Raw genomic sequence first — 16,400 nt, 5'->3', positions numbered from 1 at the left:
TCGTGGAGTGTCAGGCCCTGGTGAGGCCTCCGTCGACGTCGATCACCGTGCCGTTGACGTAGCCCGCTCCTGGGGTGGCGAGCCAGGCCACCGCGTCCGCTACCTCTTCCGGGGTGCCCAGGCGACCTGCCGGGATTTCGCTTGACGTCGGTGGTGGCCACGGCTTGGTGGACGGCGCCCTCGACCCCGGCGCGGACGTTGTAGCGCTGTTTCAATGCTTCTGTGGCCTGCTCTGCGCGGGCATGTTCGAGGATTTCGTGCTGCTCGCGCAGTCGCAGGGTCAGTTTGCGGGATCAGCTTCAGTCGTTTGCGATCTTGCACCTGCAACCACCACCGGCCAACACAGGGTGCGGAATTGAGCAACAGAGTCCTTTAGCCCGTGGGGAGGACAGTCAAAGTGCGCGCTCGTAGAGTTTCCGGATCAACTCACCGTTGATCCCGGGAACCGGATCGTTGTCGACGTTGCCGGTCACGCCGGCGAGCAGTCGGTCGATGTCCAGGGGACCGAACCCGCCTTCGGACAGCCGGCGCGGCAGACCCAGCTCGGACAGCAGCCTCGACACGGCGGTGTGCACGTCGTCGTCGCCGAGGAGCGTCCCGACGGTGTCGAACTCCGCCGTGGCGTGCGAGTACGCGTGGGCGAGCCAGGTCGGATAAATCGTGGCGAGTCCCCGTCCGTGCGAGATGGCGACGGCGGGCACCGAGCCCATGGCCTGCTGCATCCTGTGGGGCAGGCACGTGCTGGCCGTGGCGACGTTCAGACCGCCCAGCAGCGCGGCCAACGCCATCCGCTCGTGCAGCTCTGCGCCGGTCTCGCCGGCCACCACGCGGGTGAGGCAGCCGCCGAGGATGTCCAACGCCTCGACGGCGAACAACCGGGTCAGCCGATTCGCGCGACGTGCGACGTAGCCTTCGACGGCGTGCGCCACCGCGTCGAACCCGGTCTCGGCGGCGAGCCCGCCGGGCACGCTGCCCAGCAGATCGGGGTCGACGACCGCGACGCGCGGGAACAGGTCCTCGCCCCGGATTCCGGATTTCAGGCCACGTTCGATATCGGTGATGATCGCTGCCTTGGTGACCTCGGCACCGCTGCCCGCCGTCGTCGGAACCGCGACGACCGGCACGGCATCCTCGGTCGCCGGGAGGGTGTGGCCCACCAGCGGTCCGGATTCGCCGTGCCGCATTCCGATCGCCGTCGCTTTCGCCGCGTCGAGGGCGCTTCCTCCGCCCAGTCCCACGATCACATCGCACGAGGTCTGAACCGCCATGCGGACGGCAGCGTCGACCTCGACGGAGCGGGGATCCGGTGACACCTGGTCGAACACCTCAGCGCGGACGCCCGCCTGCCCGAGCACGGACAACGCGGCAGCGAGTATTCCGTTGCTGCGCATAGCGTTCCGTCCGCACACGAGCAGCGCGGAGGCACCGAGCGCGCGGGTTTCGCGCCCAAGCTCGGCAAGCCGTCCCCGGCCGAACACGACCCGGGTCGGGATCGAGAAGTCGATGATCACAGTGTGGCCTCCTCCCAGTGCAGGGCATTGGTGCGCAGTGCATCGAACACGGGGCAGGTTCCGTACGCCAGGTAGTGCAACGCGGAACCGCCACCGGTGGATTTGGCGCCGTTCCAGGGCAGGTCGGCGGTCGTGTCCCCGCCCAGCAACAGCGCGTTGACGCGATCGTGGCGCAGAGCGCCGAGCAACGCGTCCAAGGCTCGCGTGAATCCTTCGGTGTAGCGAGCGGGTGTTCCCGCGATGAACGCCCGGCCCCCGCGGGACGTGAGGTGGTCCAGCCTCGCGCGCACCCACGGGGCGAGCACGAAGTCGACGATCGCGTAGTCCGGGGGCACTCCCCGTGACACCGGGACGGTTCTGGCATCGGCGAAGTCACGCCCTGTCGGGCGGGCGATCACAACCTCGTCGGGAATGTGCAGCTCGGCTCGGTTCGCCCGGTTCAGCACGTTTCTGCTCACCTGCAAGCACTTCTCGGGGTGAGAACCCACTGTGGACGATCCGATGTCGTGGCCGAGAGCCCGGAGCAGGTTGTTGAGGACGGCTCCCCCCGGGATGACGAGATCGTAGGTCGCGGTCAGGTGTTCCAGGCCGATGGCGGTCTTCTCCGGCTTCACCCCTCCGAGCACGGCCACCGAGTACTGCTCGTCCGCGCTCCCGGCCCAGGGCGCGAGCAGTTCGGTCTCGTGGACGAGGCTGTCCGCGGCGAAGGCCGGCCGGTGACCGAGCAGGCCGACGTTCGACGCATGAGCCCGATGCGCCTTCGAGAACCCGCCGATGGCCGCACAATCGCCGAGAGCGGCGAACCGGCCGGCGAGCTCGGCTGAGTTGGTCATCTCCCCGGCGTACTTGCGGGTGTTGCCGAACACCACGGCTTCACCGGCGCGGAGCGCGTGCGCGCGGTCGACTGCGTCCGGCGTGGCGTTTCCGGGGAAGTAGCCCACGGTGCGACCGAGCCGGTCGGCGATGTAGTCGGCGACGAAATCCAGTTCGTTCGCGTCGTCGACGCCTTTGCCCTGGTGCGAGAGCACGGCCACCCGGGCTCCTGCGTCCAGGAGGCGTTCGATGGCCGGGAGTTCCTCGTCGATCCGGCCGGTGTCGGCAAGCGCGCGCCCGACGTTGAAGCCGGCGGAGTAGATCCACCTCTGCCCGCATCGGATCTCCTGCTGAGACAGGAGCCTGATTCCGCGCATCCCCTCAGAGCGCATAGGTTCGCAGCCCCAGGGTCTCGTCCAGTCCGAACAGGACGTTCATGTTCTGGATGGCCGACCCGGCGGCACCCTTGACCAGGTTGTCGGTCACCGCGACGACCTTGGCGATGCCGCGCGCCCGGTCGACGTCCACTCCGAGGTGGCAGAAGTTGGAGCCGACGACGTGCCCGAGGCTCGGGTACACGTCGTACTCCTTCTCGTTCACCCCACCCTGCTTGGGAACGTCGTTGACGAGTACGAAGTGCTCTCCCTCGTGCCCGGGCCCGTAGGCCGCGGTGAAGGTCTCCAGCAGCTGGTCGCGGTCGAGCCGCTGCCGCAAGCCCGCGTTGGCCTGCAAATGGATCCCGCGAGCGAAGTTGCCGTGTGCGGTGTTGATGTCCACGCGGACCGGCGGGTCCTGGATCGCGTTGGAGAGGAAGGCTTCGAGCTCCGGCCCGTGGCGGTGGCCCTCAAGGCTGTAGGCCAGCATCGATTCCGCCACTTCGGCGTGCATGATCGCCTTCTTCGGGGTGGTGCCCGCTCCCGTCGTCCCGTTGGTGGCGTGGATTGACAGGGGGCTGGTGAGATCGACGAAGCCTCCGTTGAGCAAGGGTGTCAGGGCCAGAATCGCGGTGATGGCGTAACAGCCCGGATTGGCGATCAGCCGGGCGTCGCGGACGCGGTCCCGGTTGAGCTCGGTCACCCCGTATGCGGCCTCGGGGAGGAGGTGCGCGGCGGTGTGTTCCCGTCCGTAGATGCGCTGGTAGAGGTCGACATCGCGGAATCGGAAGTCCGCGCTGAGGTCGACCACCCGGACACCGCGGTCCAGGAAGTGACCCGCTCGGTTCATGGCCTCACCGGAGGGCGTGCAGAAGAAGACCACGTCGAGTTCGACGGCCTGCTCCTCCAGCCGCTCGACGGGCCGGAACTCCAGTCCGCTGCCGCGGAGGTTGGGATGGGTGCGAGCGAACGGACGTGGCTCCCGGGAGGTCGGCAGGATCACCTCCACGGCAGGATGGCCAAGCAGCAGGCGGCACAGCTCACCGCCGGTGTATCCGGTCCCTCCGATGACGCCGACCGTCAGCTTGTCAGCGGTCGAGTTGTTCATCTGTCCCCCTTCGTTCTGGTGCCGGGTCGGCCGGTGGTTTCGACGTGCTGCGGGCCAGGGACGGCGGTAACAGCACGATCTTGCCCACGTCCTCGGGCGCGCAGTCCATCAGGCTGATCTCGTGCGCCGCGCTGAGCGGGAGGCGGTGGGTGATCAACGGCGCGGGGTCTATTTCTCCGCGCGACAACCAGTCGATGACCTCGGCGAAGTCCCGAGGCGTGGACAGGGTGGAGAACCGCATGCTTAGCCCGTGCGAGACCAGGCGGTTCAGCTCGATCTGGCGGGGACGGTCGAAGTAGCTCACGACGACGATCTGCCCGCCGGGCCGCGTGATTGCGCACGCTTCGTCGAGGACGGTGTCGTGGCCGGAGGCGACGAACGTGACGTCGGATCCTTCGGGCGCCCGGGCCGCGAGTGCCTGGACCACGTTGTCGGCGCGGGCGTCGACGTAGTAATCCGCCCCCAGGCGCCGTGCCCGTGCTCCTTTGGCCGGGCCGAGGTCCACGCAGCCGATAGAGCCGAAGCCGAGTTTCCTCGCCGCGATCAGACAGGTCAGTCCGATGGTGCCCGAACCGAGTACGACGGTGCTCGCGGGTGGCGTGTTCTCGACCAGCCGTACCGCGTGCAGGCCGATCGACAAGGGTTCGGCCAGCGCTCCCGTCGCGTCGTCGACGTCAGGGGGGAGCAGGTGCGTCATGTTCTCGCGGAGGACGACGTACTCGGCGAACGATCCTTCCCAGCCCGCGTGGCACAGGTTCGCCCGGTTCCGGCAGAGGTTCACCTCACCGCGATGGCAGGGCGCGCAGGCATCGCACTGGGAGAACGCCGCGGAGCACACCTTGTCGCCAGGAGCGAAGCCGGAGACCTTCGTCCCCACGCTTTCGACGACGCCGCAGAGCTCATGGCCGAGGATGACCGGGGGTCGCTTGTACGGGTGGGTGCCTCGATATGTCGCGAGGTCCGACCCGCAGACCCCCGTCGCATGCACGCGGACCAGCAACTCGTTCTCACCTGGTTCGGGCACGTCGACATCGCGGTACTCGATCGTCCGCTCCGACACCAGAACAGCGGCCTTCATTCGTCGCGGCCCGTTGACTCCCATGATCAGCAAACCCGGTTGGCGACGGGTGCGCCCGTCATGGCGCTGTGGATCGACTCGACCACGATGTGGCCGATCCGCCGCTGCGCGTCCGACGACATGGCTCCGATGTGCGGGGTCAGCACCACGTTGTCCAGAGTGGATAGTTGCGTTGGGCTGCCTTCGCCGGTGCGGACATCGAGCGCCGCACCGGCGAGGGTTCCTCGCTTCAGCGCCTCGTGCAGGGCGCGTTCGTCGACGATCTCACCCCGGGACACGTTCACGAGGTAAGCGCCGTACTTCATCATCGCGAGCTCCGGTTCCGAGATCAGCCCGCGAGTGCGTGGCGTCAGCGGGACCGCGAGGCAGACCACGTCAGCTTCCCGGAGCATGGCCGGGAGGCCGACGAGCTCGATGTTTCTCGCTGCCAGCGCGCGGCATCGGGGCTCGTCTTCTCGTTCGACGCAGGTCAGCACCCGCATGGAGAAACCCTGCGCCAGGTGCGCGACCCGCGCGCCGATGTTGCCGTGGCCGACGATTCCCATCGTCTTGCCCGCGAGCTCGGATCCGACCAGCGCCGACTTGTTCCATACGTTCGTGCGGGCCTGCCGGTCGGCCAGCGAGATCTTGCGCGCCAGCGCCAGCAGCAGTCCGATCGTCAGCTCCGCGACCGCGCCTGCGGACTCTCCTGGGACGTTGAACACGACGACGCCCGCATGGCGCGCGGCGGTCAGGTCGATGTTGTCCGTGCCGGCACCCGCCCGCGCCACGAGCTTCAGGCGCTGGGCCCCGGCGAATAGCTCGGCGGGCAGCTGTACGCCGCTGCGCAGGACGATCACGTCGGCGTCGCGGGACAACGTCAGGATCTCGTCCGCCGACGGCCGAAGGTGGACGACGACGTCGCAGGTCCGACGCAGACGTTCGAGGGCCTCGTCGTGAATGAGGTCCACGACCAGGACCTTCCACCTCGTCGGCGGTGCCAGAGCTGCATCTTCGGAAACGTTGCGCACAGAAACCCCTCAGGTTGTCGCGGCTGCAGAGTTGAATGGTTCGATCGCCGGGTTCACGTCGGTGTGGGCACGGGACGGCTGCCATGGCCGATCGCCCATCGCGTCGTCGGGGGAACCGCGCATCCCGCCGCGAGAAAGACGACACCGAGGAGCACGCATCCCGCCCAGCCCCAACCGGCCATCGCGGTGGTCGCGACAAGGGGGGTGACGACCTGGGCCAGGTCCCGCCCGACGCCGTAGACCCCCTGGTACTCGCCCTGAGCGTGTTCCGGTGCCAGTTCGAAGGAGATTCCCCACGAGCCGGCGGCATGCAGGAGTTCGCCGACGACGTGCACGCCCACACCGAGGAAGAGGAAGACGACGGCGACCCATGCGGGTGTCCCGTCCGCGACCGCGAAGCATAGGCAGCATGCGAGGAGGAAGTAGCCTGCTCGGCGCTGTGCGCGGGCGGCACCCGTCGCGGTTTCGGTCCGCCGGCTCGCGCGTACCTGGAAGAGCATCACGACGACGGTGTTGATCACGGAGAACACCGCGTACAAGGCGACCGGCGCGTGGGTGCGTTGCGCCATGTAGAGCGGCAAGGCGACGGTGAACACCCCGATGTTGACGGTCAACACGGCATTCAACGCGGTCAGCGCCAGATAAGGCCGGTCCCGCAGGACCGCCACTCGTCCACCGGCAGCATTCTTCTCCGGTGCCGCTCCGGAAAGCGGAACCTGCGTCGTGACCGCGGCCGAGACCCCGTAGCAGAGCGCCGAGGTGACGATGACGACTTGATAGCCGAGAGCGGTGTCGGACAGCAGCGCGACTCCGGCGAGCGCGGAACCCACCATCCAGCCCGCATTGGTGACCGACCGCAGATAAGCGCGAGTTCGCACCCGGCTGTTCCGGTCGACCGCGTGCGCGATGAGCGCGCCTTCGGCCGCTTGCCCGGCCGATTCGCAGAGGGTGACCAGCGCTGCCGTGACGACGAATCCCGGCAGGCCTCCGATCGCGAGGTAGCCGCAGATCATCAGCGCTTCCGCGAAGCGGCACGCCGTGCGCACCAGCCGCGGTCCGACCCTGTCCGCGAGGCGACCACCGGGCACTCCGCCGAGCAGTCCCACCAGCGCACCGGCGGTGAGACCGATACCGACCTCGTGGACGCTCAGCCCGACCGAACGGGTGAGGTAGATCGGCAAGGTCGTGTAGAACAGCCCGCGGCCGAACCTGCTCGTCAGCGTCGACAGTGCCAGGGCTCGTACCTCCCTGCCCTTCGGGAGGAGGCTTTCACGCCTTTCAGCGAATGAGCGCATGCGACCTACTCGAATTCGACGGAGAACAACTGCGGCGTGCTCGCCCGGAAACGGCACTGCCGCGAACGCGATGCGCTCGGAATCCGGTGACGAACCGCTTGCCATGCAATCACAGTTCGCGGCGAGATGCTACTCCCACGCGGCTCGGACCGCTGGAAAAGCATCACGACAGGAATCGTTTGTCGAAGTTGGCAACTATTTGCCGCGATTGTCGCATTGACGCCGCGGTGCCCGCTGGAAACGATTCATTCCATCCTTGGAAAAGGAAATCCTGAGGAGGAACCATGTCCGAGCGGATCGAGCGCGTGGCATACGAGCCGCCGATAGTGGAGGAGGTCGGCGGGTTCGCCGCGGAGACCCACGGAGCCGGCGCCGGATTCCCGGAAGGCCGCCCGTTCTCCTACGCTCGTCCGAGCGAGCGTTGATCGGCGCCACCGCGGGAACTGAGCCAGATGTGTGAGATGAGCGAGAGCTGGCTCGTGGTCCTGCCGGACTGCGAACCGGCTCTCGCGGTCGCCGACCGCGTCGCCGGATTCGCCCGCCTGCGAGAGGACAGCTCATTGCGGGTGATGGCGCTCGGCACCTGCGGAACTGACGAGGAGGGACTGCGGCGCCGAGTCGCCGGCGCGGGATCCATCGACGATCTCGACGGGCTGACGGTCGGCCTCGCGGGGCAGCTTTCACCTGATCGCAGCCGACGAACGCGTCCACGCTCAAGGAGCGGCGTTCGACTCCCGTCGCGTCTTCCACGCCGAGGTCGCGGGCGTGGCCTTCGCCGCCGACAGCGCGCACGCCGCGGCCTGGCTGGCGGACGCCGAGCTCGATGACCAGCAGCTGGCTCTGCGGTTGGCGATCGCGGCCGCACCACATGCACTCGCAAGCGCCACGATGTGGCGCGACGTCCACTCGGTCCCGGGTGGCTCGGCGCTGTACCTCCAGTCGGCGCAGGCGCTCAGATCCGGCGCTGGTGGCACGAACCCGACCGGACCGTCCCACTCCAGGAAGGCGCACCGGGTCTGCTGGCGGCGCTGCGCGACTCGATCGCGGTGCGCGTGTGGGCCTACGACGCGGCCCGGCAGCTGTCCGTCTTCCGCCGTTTCACCTACGGGCAGGGGGATCTGCGCATGTTGTTCTCAGCCTCGGAGTGCGGGGGACCCTGACGGACGAGCCCTCCGCCCTGGTCCGGGACCGGTCCCAGATGCGGACCAGGGCGCACACGCGCATCCAGGCGGCGGTCGAGGCCGGGCGGATCTTCCGGGTGCTCGCCCGGTTCGGCTCGCGGACGTGCCGATCGCCCCACCGTTCTGCGATGACGTCGTGGTCGACGCCTGCCTGCGGGTGAGTCCGCACGAGACGCGGACGCCGGGTGCGTACAAGCCGCTGCTGACGACCGCGATGCGGAGCGTGGTCCCGCGGCGTCTGCTGTCGCGCACGACCAAGGACCACTGCGGTGACGAGTGGAACAACGGACTGCGCGCGCACGCCGACGAGCTGCGCGGCCTCAGCGAGGACTCCCGCCTGGTCGCCCGCGGGCTGGTGGATTCGGCGCTGCTGCGGCGTGCGTTGCTCAGCCCGACGATCTGCGGGTTCCTTCCACGGTCTGGAAACAACCATCGTCGCCGAGACGTGGCTGCGCGATCTCGCCCTGGTGGAGGGTGTCGAGCCGGGGGAGATCGCGATCCGGATCGCCGACGAATTCGGGATCGAGCCGGAAAGCGTCGAGGCCGATGTCAGCGATCTGGTGGAGATGCTCCGGAAGAGCAAGTTGGTGAAGCCGTGAGAGAGGTCGACGAAACTCCGAGAGGTCCCGCCGTTCGGCCGCCGAGTCCAGGCTCTCCTGGCGATCTTCGCCGGACGTTTCCTCGCTCGGCTGCCTCCCCACCGGATCCGCGCGGTGCTGCGGTTCCTGGTCGCCGGGGCCGCCCCGGCGACCAGGGAGCAGGCGCTTGGAGCCCGGATGGACGTGGTCGGAACGAGCGCCTACTGCGCTGGGAACTACTGCCTGAAACGATCGCTCGCCGCCGTCCTGCTCGCGCGCTTGCGGGGTGCGTGGCCGACCTGGTGCGTCGGGGTGCGCAGGGCACCGTTCTCGGCCCACGCGTGATCGAGGTCGACGGGACGCCCGTGGGGGAACCGGGCGAGGTCGTCGGGTACCGCACGATTTGCTCGGTGCCCGCGGCCGGTCTTGAACCCGCTTGATATGACTATCGGACGAATCGTCCGTTACGTCGGAAGTCGGAATCACAGCTTTGGTGAAATGGAATCATGCCGTTCCGGCACGATTCTTCTTTATGCGTTCGTTATTCGGGTACTACTCGTCTCGATGTGCGAAATTTGACCCGATCGGCGCAATTTCCCTTTGCTGTCTGTGATCAAAACGACATTTCCGGTGGGCGTTGGGGTGTGCGCTGCTATTTTTGAGGGCCGAGTCGGTGTACTCGGTGTTGCTGTGGGGCGGGACGCGGATTGTTCGGTGTCCCGGTGTCAGGTTTTCATGGGGGAGGGTTCGTGGCAGAGGTTTCTTCGTCGCGCGCTTGGCCGGTGCTGAGCGCGGAGGACATTTCCCGTGGCTCGGCGGAGCTGCGGCAGAAGCTGGAAAGCTGCCGGATGGAATGCATTCCCATCGCGTCCGTCCTGCACGCTCCGTCCGTGCGGGTGGCGGGTCAGGACATGGGGCACGTCCAGGCGCTGGTGGAGGTGGAGGGGGATCTCCCGCCGATCCTGGTCCATCGGGAAACGATGCGGGTCGTGGACGGGATGCACCGGTTGCGGGCCGCTGCGGCGCAAGGGCGTGAAACGATTAAAGCCGTTTTCTTCGCCGGGAGTGAGCAGGACGCGTTCGTCATCGCGGTCAAGCTGAACGCCATGCACGGTCTCCGCCTCACCCCGGTCGACAGATCGGCCGCGGTGGCGTGCATCGTCGTTTCCCATCCGCAGTGGTCGGATCGTGCGATCGCGTCCGCCGCCGGGGTGGCAGCCAGGACGGTCGCCGCGATCCGGAAGCGGGTCGGGGGCAACGTCGCGCCGCTGGACAGCCGGATCGGCCGGGACGGCAGGGTGCGTCCGCTCAGCTCGGCGGAAGGGAGGTCCCGCGCCGGGGAGCTGATGGCGAAGCGCCCCGATGCCAGCCTCCGGGAGGTGGCGCAGGCGAGCGGTGTCTCGGTGAGCACCGCGAATGACGTTCGCGCCCGGCTGCGGGCCGGCCGGGATCTGGTGCCCGAGCAGCAGCGGACGGGCCGCAGCGCGCAGGCATCCACCTCGCCCGCGATCCAGCAGCGGGTCGGCGTCGACGCGGAAGCCGGTGACGGGCAGGTCTCCGACCTGGAGCAGCTGCGGCGTGACCCGTCCATGCGGTTCAACGAGATCGGTCGCACTGTGCTGCGGCTGCTGGATGTGGGCGCGTTGGATCCCGACGAGTGGCAGCGCTACGTCGAGGGCGTCCCCCGCCACTGCGTCCGCAGCGTGGTGAACACCGCCAGGCGGTGCGCCGCAGCCTGGGAGAACTTCGCCGAGCGGTTGGAGAAGCGCCAGGAGTCGATGCGGATGTCGTCCTCGTCCGAGGGAGCTTGAGATTTCCGGCCGGTCTCGGACCCGCGGCCGGTGTTCGACTGATCCGTCGTCAGCAGTCGAACACCTCCAGCCGATCAACGCGCCCGTCCGCCCCCACACCGTCGGCGTCGAGGTCCACGACCTCCGACAGCAGACCCGAACCGATGCGGATCGCCAGCCGACCGGCGATCTCCTTGCCGTCGATCGACGCCGATACCAGCACCGCCGCCGGGCCGGCGCTGCCAACCAGGTTGGCCAGCACACCCACCTGCGGGGTCACCAGGAACTCCGAGGCCTCCGCGGACTCCGCCGCATACACCTTCGCCGCACCATAAGCCGCGAGGCTCTCGGCGAGCTTGCCGGTGGTACCAGGCTCGCCCACCACGACCGCGGACGGCTCACCCAACCGACGCGCCGCCGTCAGCAGCTCGTACGTGACCTTCTTGACCTCGCCGTCCACATGATCGACGAGGACCAGAACCTCAGCCATGAATCAATGCCTCCTCGAAAAACCGTGAACGACTCGCACTCGCTGTTCGGTGGCGCCTACGACGCCAAGGTGAAGGTCACCAAGGGCACGCCGGTCGTCACGGTGCTGCCGGGTGCGATCGAGCCCGAGCAGGCCGCGGGCGCGGCTGTGGTCGAGTCGGTGGTTGTTCCGGCCGCTACGGGTGCGAAGATCACCGGTCGGCAGCCCGCCGAGGCCGGGGACCGCCCGGAGCTCACCGAGGCCTCGATCGTGGTCTCCGGTGGCCGTGGTGTCGGTTCGGCGGAGTCGTTCGAGGTCGTGGAGAAGCTGGCCGACAGCTTGGGTGCCGCGGTGGGTGCCTCGCGTGCGGCGGTGGATTCCGGCTACTACCCGCCTCGACCTGCTCGGCGAACGTCTCAACCGGACAGTCCTGAATGTCACAGAAGAACCGGCGTATTCGTAACCGCAGAATCACCGACTGGCCGGCCACCGAGGCGTCAGCCAGCTTGCGGTCGTAGCGACTATGAACCCGGCGTGACCGGCCGCCACATCCCGGGCACATCGCATCTTCCCCCTTGACGCGCGCCCAGACCAGCACACCGCGCCTTCTCGACTCGCTCGACCACGACACTCGCCAAATGCGGCAGAAGGGCATCTAACCACTGGTGATCACACACCGCGATCATGATCATAGACACCCGCAAGACGCAGTTACCAGGGCGACAGTTGATCACACGATTAGGGACAGAGCCCAAAACTTGACAGCCCCGATACGAGTCCCGATCACGGGCGGATCGAGGGGATTTGGCCAGCGGCCTTGCCCAGTGGGGGCAGCGTTTCTCCGCGAAGGCGCGGGCTCCCTTTCAGCGCGTCCTGGGACTTCATGACCGGCTCGACGATCTGGTCCTGCTCGCGGAAGGCGTCGCGGTCGTCGAATGCAGTCCGCGTGGTGACCGCTCGTTTGATGGTTGCAACGGAAAGCGGTGCGTTGCGGGTGGCGAGCTCCATGGCGCGACCTAGGGCCTGTTTCATATGTCAGAGCCATTCGTTGATCGCCGCGACGTCCACTGTGGCCTCGTAACGAACTGCCAACTTGTCGTATCGGGTAGCGACGGCACGATTGCGCTTGAGCCTGTTGATGCCGCACTCCACCGCGTGGCGTTGCTTGTAGATCTCCTTGTCGAACGCCGGTCGGCGACCACCGCGCGAACCGCGGTTCTTGCGATGGCGGATCTGGTCGGCCTTCTCCGGGATGGTGCACCGAATGCCACGTCGCCGCAGGTAGGCACGGTTGGCGCGGGAACCGTACGCCTTGTCCGCCAACACCCGATCCGGACGAGTCCGTGCCCGGCCCCGACCGGCACGGGGCACCCTGATCCGCTCCAGGACCGTCTGGAACTGCGGTGAGTCGCCCCGCTGACCGGCAGTGACCACAACCGACAACGGCTTTTGGCCTTGCTCGGTGGACAGGTGCAGCTTCGTGGTCAACCCGCCCCGCGACCGGCCGATCCCGTGATCGTCCGGCTCGACGTCGACCCCGCCCGGGGATTCACGCTGGTCAGCCCCTTTATACGCGCGCCAGCGGCGTGCTGGTGTGCGCGGGCGACGGTGGAGTCCACGCTGACATCCCAGGTGATCAGCCCCTCGGCGTCGGCCCGGGCCTGCAACCGCGTCAGGATCCGTTTCCAGGTCCCATCCCGCTGCCAGCGACGGAACAGGCCATACACGGTCTGCCACGGGCCGTACCGGTCGGGCAGGTCGCGCCACTGCACGCCGGTGCGCACCCGGAATCGAATCCCGTTGATGAGCTGTCGTTTCGGGTGCTTGGGCGGGCGTCCTGACTTCTTGCCCCGGGGTAGCAGCGGTTCGAGCTTCGCCCACTGCTCGTTCGTCAGATCGCCACGTCCCACACGGAGATCATCTCAAACCCAGATCAACTTCTGAAACAGACCCTAGCTCAGTGCATGGCCCGCATTTCGCCTACGAGGCATCACAACGGCGGGCAGTCTCGAACGCGGGGCGGTTCAGCATTGACTGTGGGAGCGGGATTGGGAGGATTCTGGGAGGGAGGTGGTGACCTGAAGCGCGCTGTACTGCGCTGAGCGGCATCGAGCTGCACCGGTTTGTCCTGGGGTTTCTCGGTTTTCGCTGGGCGGTGTCTTTTGTGGACTACTCTGGGGGTCAAGGGGTCGCAGGTTCAAATCCTGTCAGCCCGACCGTGAAGAGAGCCTGCTGACCTGCACGTAGGTGCAGGTCAGCAGGCTTTTTTGTATGCTGTTGTGGATCTTGGGTGTACGACAACCCACTTATTTTGGGTCTAGATGTTCCGTGAGGTTTTGAGTACGGTATGTGTCCGAAGGTGGGATGATCGCACAACTCGGGTCAGTGCCGGAAGGTCGGCGCAGCGGAGCTTTCCCGAACACGAGTCTGTACGCCGGAATCCCGGGCAAGAACACTTGATTGACACTGCGCGGCGTCCAGCCCGCGCGCACCAAAAATCGGAGGCATTCCGTGACGCAGGCCGATATCCGCATTCTTGGAGAACCGCTAACTTGGCCCGACATTGCCTTTCCCCTGACAACCACCCTGCATCCCGGAGCCGAGCTGGCGGCTGGGCACTGTGCCGATTGGGCCCGCCGCACCGGCCTGGTGCAAACAGACACAGCGCTGAACGTCCTTGTGGACTCCCGGCTGGAACTGCTGGGCGCGCGCATCTATCCCGGCGCCGATCAGGACACGGTGGACCTGGTGACCGACTGGCTGGCCTGGATCTGCGTGTTCGACGATCACTGTGATGAGGGCGAGCTGCGCCAGGATTCCGCTCTTGCCCGGTCGGTGTTCGACGAACTGCTGTCGGTGCTGACCGAGGATTGCGCGCCGGTGCGGACGACGACCACGCTCAGCCATGCCCTCGCTGACCTGTGGCGACGCACCGCGCCTGGCATGAGTCCGCAGTGGCGCAGGCGTTTCAAAGACTGCACGGGCCGCGTCCTGGCGACGATGGAGCGGGAAATGGCCCGTCACGCATTGGGAAGCGTTCCCACGGAGGAGGAACTGGCCGAGCGGGTGGGCGGGACGCTGAATCGCACCGCCACCGAGGCATGGTTTGCCTGTGCGCAGCTGGAGCTCCCGGATCGCCTGTTTGGTACGGCTGCCCAGCCCGGCCCCGCCGAACACCTGATGCGCATCACTGAAGAGGTCGTCGTGTGGTGCAACGACATCCTCTCCCTCGAGAAGGACCTCGCCTGGCGCGACCAGAGCAACCTGGTCATCTTCATCCACGAGGCGCGCGGCTGTTCCTGGCAGGATGCCGTGGACGCGCTGCATGGACGCATTAACGACCACCTTGCCGAGTTCGGCCGTGTCGCGGACCAACTGGCCGAGGCGATGGGAGCCGATCTCGCCGACGTCGCGGACCGGGCCTGCGTCACCGCGATGAACCACATGTGCGGCAGCGTGGACTGGTCGAAACAGACCGGCCGCTACCGTCGGGTCCAGTCCTCGGAGCCCGGAACCACTGCCCGGTATCTGGACTCCCTCACCCCACCTGATCAGGACAAGACCCGGGCAACGAACGGCCACCTGCAGCAAGCCGAGCGGGCCTTACGTGGCGAGGTCGACCGCCTTCCTGCCCCACTGCGCGATATCGCCGGATATCACTTCGGCTGGATGACCACGGACGGTGCTCCCGCAAGCCATCCCGCCGGCAAGAAACTCCGGCCCGCGCTGGCTATGTGTGTGGCGGAAGCACTCGGTGCGTCTCCGGACACGGCGCTACCGGGCGCGATCGCGGTCGACTTGATCCACAACCAGTCCCTGATCCACGACGACATCATCGACGCCGATCCGCTGCGCCGCCATCGGCCTGCGGTGTGGGCGGCCTTCGGCACACCCGAGGCGATCCTGGCTGGTGACGCGGTGCTCACCCTTGGCTTCCAGGCTGTGCTTGGCGGGCCGTTGGCCGCCCGGGCTGTCGGCCAGCTCGGCGACAGCTTTCAATACATGCTGTACGGCCAGATGCTGGACTCCGCGTTCGAGCAACGAGCCGAAGTCTCCACCAACGACTACGTCACCATGGCCAGGGCCAAGACAGGTTCGCTCTTCGGCTGCGCGGCCGGACTCGGCGCCATCTACGCCCAGGCAACGGACGACGCGGTCGCCACACTCGATACCTTCGGGCAATATCTCGGGGCCGCCTTCCAACTCGTCGACGACATCCTCGGCATCTGGGGCGATCCGCAGACCGTCGGCAAACCTGTGGGCACCGACCTCCAGCGACGCAAGAAATCGGGTCCCGTCGTCGCGGCACTCACCGCTGCCGGGCCCGGCGGAGACCAGCTGCGCGAGCTGTACGCACAGGACGCCCCCTTCGCTCCTGCTGATCTCCAAGACATCGCCGGCTTGATTGAACAGGCAGGAGGACGGTCCTGGGCACAGCGAACCGCCGAGCACTACATGACCCTCGCTACCCAATCACTGGATGACATCCCACTGACCCCCACCGGCCGCAAGGCTCTGGAACAATTCATCAGCGGCAGCGGATTCTCTGTGACCCGCTCGGCCTAAGCACCTCTTACCCTGCGGCCGAACCGATCCTCCTCCAAGATCAAGTGGCGACTTTATGGCGACGGGAACACGCAGCAACGCGTGAGAACCCTTCGCAACGAGGAGGAACAAGATCCGCTGACCTGCGGCGAAGCGCGAAATCCCTGGTCACCAGCAGGGGATAACTACCTTGACACGGTAGTGCTCAGATTCACTGTTTTGGCTGGTCAAGTGTGCGCCAACGGTGGGTCAGTGCGGGGTGGGGAAAGGTTGCTGCGCCGCCGGACGCGGTGTCGCCAGTTTCGCCTGGCGTCGGTGTCTGGATGGGTGGAGCGGGAGGGAAATGGGAGGGTTGTAGGGGGTTGAACCGCGTTGTACTGCACTGAGCGGAAGTGAGCTGCACCGGTTTGTGCTGCGGTTTCTCGGGTTTCGCAGGTCACTGTCTTTTGTGGACTACTCTGGGGGTCAAGGGGGCGCAGGTTCAAATCTTGTCAGCCCGACGTTGGCGGAAGCCCGCTGACCTGCACATAAGTGCAGGTCAGCGGGCCTTTTCGTGTCTGGCTGTGGATCTTGTGATGATGGTGAATCAAGATCAAAAAGCCCGTCCAGGAGCGAATCGGGAGCGGGGCTGTCAAGTTTTTGACTGAA

At 67.0% G+C, this 16,400-nt stretch carries 14 protein-coding genes and 5 pseudogenes; 8 read left to right on the top strand and 11 right to left on the bottom strand.

The features are described 5' to 3' along the window. Positions 1–10: 10 nt before the first annotated feature. The 7 genes and pseudogenes from DL519_RS50720 to DL519_RS16975 all read right to left on the bottom strand — a co-directional run. A pseudogene (locus DL519_RS50720) lies at positions 11–139 on the bottom strand (SDR family oxidoreductase); the annotation flags it as partial. A gap of 253 nt (positions 140–392) precedes the next feature. Next, entirely contained in the window at positions 393–1,511 is a 1,119-nt protein-coding gene (locus DL519_RS17000; protein ID WP_190816225.1) for an iron-containing alcohol dehydrogenase, read from the bottom strand. Further along, positions 1,508–2,716: a phosphoglycerate kinase gene (gene pgk, locus DL519_RS16995; protein ID WP_190816223.1), complete on the bottom strand. Its 1,209-nt coding sequence runs from the start codon at positions 2,714–2,716 to the stop codon at positions 1,508–1,510. The genes DL519_RS17000 and pgk overlap by 4 nt, the downstream gene beginning before the upstream one ends. Further along, entirely contained in the window at positions 2,706–3,806 is a 1,101-nt protein-coding gene (gene argC, locus DL519_RS16990; protein ID WP_190816221.1) for an N-acetyl-gamma-glutamyl-phosphate reductase, read from the bottom strand. Before argC ends, pgk begins: the two co-directional genes overlap by 11 nt. Beyond that, positions 3,787–4,884: a zinc-dependent alcohol dehydrogenase gene (locus tag DL519_RS16985; protein WP_223839134.1), complete on the bottom strand. Its 1,098-nt coding sequence runs from the start codon at positions 4,882–4,884 to the stop codon at positions 3,787–3,789. Before DL519_RS16985 ends, argC begins: the two co-directional genes overlap by 20 nt. Before the next feature lie 26 nt (positions 4,885–4,910). Continuing rightward, the gene (locus DL519_RS16980) at positions 4,911–5,834 is read right to left on the bottom strand and encodes a hydroxyacid dehydrogenase (RefSeq protein ID WP_190816219.1); all 924 of its coding nucleotides are present in this window, start codon (positions 5,832–5,834) and stop codon (positions 4,911–4,913) included. A 113-nt stretch (positions 5,835–5,947) separates the two neighbouring features. Continuing rightward, the gene (locus tag DL519_RS16975) at positions 5,948–7,189 is read right to left on the bottom strand and encodes an MFS transporter (RefSeq protein WP_190816217.1); all 1,242 of its coding nucleotides are present in this window, start codon (positions 7,187–7,189) and stop codon (positions 5,948–5,950) included. Positions 7,190–7,473: 284 nt separating this feature from the next. On the opposite strand from DL519_RS16975, the gene DL519_RS16970 reads away from it, so the two are divergent. The 6 genes and pseudogenes from DL519_RS16970 to DL519_RS16950 all read left to right on the top strand — a co-directional run bounded on the left by DL519_RS16970 (position 7,474) and on the right by DL519_RS16950 (position 10,759). Continuing rightward, a complete protein-coding gene (locus DL519_RS16970; protein ID WP_190816215.1) occupies positions 7,474–7,614 on the top strand; it encodes a lasso RiPP family leader peptide-containing protein in 141 nt (46 codons plus the stop codon). A 465-nt stretch (positions 7,615–8,079) separates the two neighbouring features. Next, positions 8,080–8,349, top strand: a complete 270-nt coding sequence (locus tag DL519_RS46645) for a hypothetical protein (RefSeq protein ID WP_223839131.1) — start codon at positions 8,080–8,082, stop codon at positions 8,347–8,349. A gap of 124 nt (positions 8,350–8,473) precedes the next feature. Further along, positions 8,474–8,695: pseudogene (locus DL519_RS50060) on the top strand (asparagine synthase-related protein); the annotation flags it as partial. A gap of 52 nt (positions 8,696–8,747) precedes the next feature. Further along, complete coding sequence (locus DL519_RS16960; RefSeq protein ID WP_190824623.1) at positions 8,748–8,969, top strand: PqqD family protein; 222 nt, start codon at positions 8,748–8,750, stop codon at positions 8,967–8,969. 57 nt (positions 8,970–9,026) lie between these two features. Next, positions 9,027–9,293 carry a lasso peptide biosynthesis B2 protein gene (locus DL519_RS16955; protein WP_223840304.1) on the top strand — a complete coding sequence of 89 codons (267 nt, stop codon included), beginning with the start codon at positions 9,027–9,029 and terminating at the stop codon, positions 9,291–9,293. Between the two features lie 404 nt (positions 9,294–9,697). Next, a complete protein-coding gene (locus DL519_RS16950) occupies positions 9,698–10,759 on the top strand; it encodes a ParB/RepB/Spo0J family partition protein (RefSeq protein ID WP_223839130.1) in 1,062 nt (353 codons plus the stop codon). 97 nt (positions 10,760–10,856) lie between these two features. Here the strand turns inward: DL519_RS16950 and DL519_RS16945 are convergent. Next, positions 10,857–11,228, bottom strand: a pseudogene (locus DL519_RS16945) (electron transfer flavoprotein subunit alpha/FixB family protein); the annotation flags it as partial. 39 nt (positions 11,229–11,267) lie between these two features. Between DL519_RS16945 and DL519_RS16940 the strand changes: the two are divergent. Then, a pseudogene (locus DL519_RS16940) lies at positions 11,268–11,663 on the top strand (FAD-binding protein); the annotation flags it as partial. A gap of 40 nt (positions 11,664–11,703) precedes the next feature. Here the strand turns inward: DL519_RS16940 and DL519_RS50055 are convergent. The 3 genes and pseudogenes from DL519_RS50055 to DL519_RS16925 all read right to left on the bottom strand — a co-directional run. Then, positions 11,704–11,769 (bottom strand): annotated as a pseudogene (locus DL519_RS50055) (hypothetical protein); the annotation flags it as partial. A 221-nt stretch (positions 11,770–11,990) separates the two neighbouring features. Then, entirely contained in the window at positions 11,991–12,215 is a 225-nt protein-coding gene (locus DL519_RS16930; RefSeq protein WP_190816214.1) for a Clp protease/crotonase-like domain-containing protein, read from the bottom strand. Between the two features lie 27 nt (positions 12,216–12,242). Then, positions 12,243–13,117, bottom strand: a protein-coding gene (locus DL519_RS16925) for an IS5 family transposase (RefSeq protein WP_190816212.1) whose coding sequence is annotated in 2 segments (ribosomal slippage) — positions 12,243–12,776 and positions 12,779–13,117 — 873 coding nt in all. Because the reading frame shifts where the segments join, the coding sequence is not laid out codon by codon here. 601 nt (positions 13,118–13,718) lie between these two features. Between DL519_RS16925 and DL519_RS16920 the strand changes: the two genes are divergently transcribed. Further along, positions 13,719–15,773 carry a polyprenyl synthetase family protein gene (locus DL519_RS16920; protein ID WP_190816210.1) on the top strand — a complete coding sequence of 685 codons (2,055 nt, stop codon included), beginning with the start codon at positions 13,719–13,721 and terminating at the stop codon, positions 15,771–15,773. The last annotated feature ends 627 nt before the right edge of the window (positions 15,774–16,400 follow it).

It is taken from the genome of Saccharopolyspora pogona (assembly GCF_014697215.1).
Lineage (GTDB): Bacteria > Actinomycetota > Actinomycetes > Mycobacteriales > Pseudonocardiaceae > Saccharopolyspora > Saccharopolyspora hattusasensis.
This window is presented reverse-complemented; position numbering and strand designations above follow the sequence as displayed.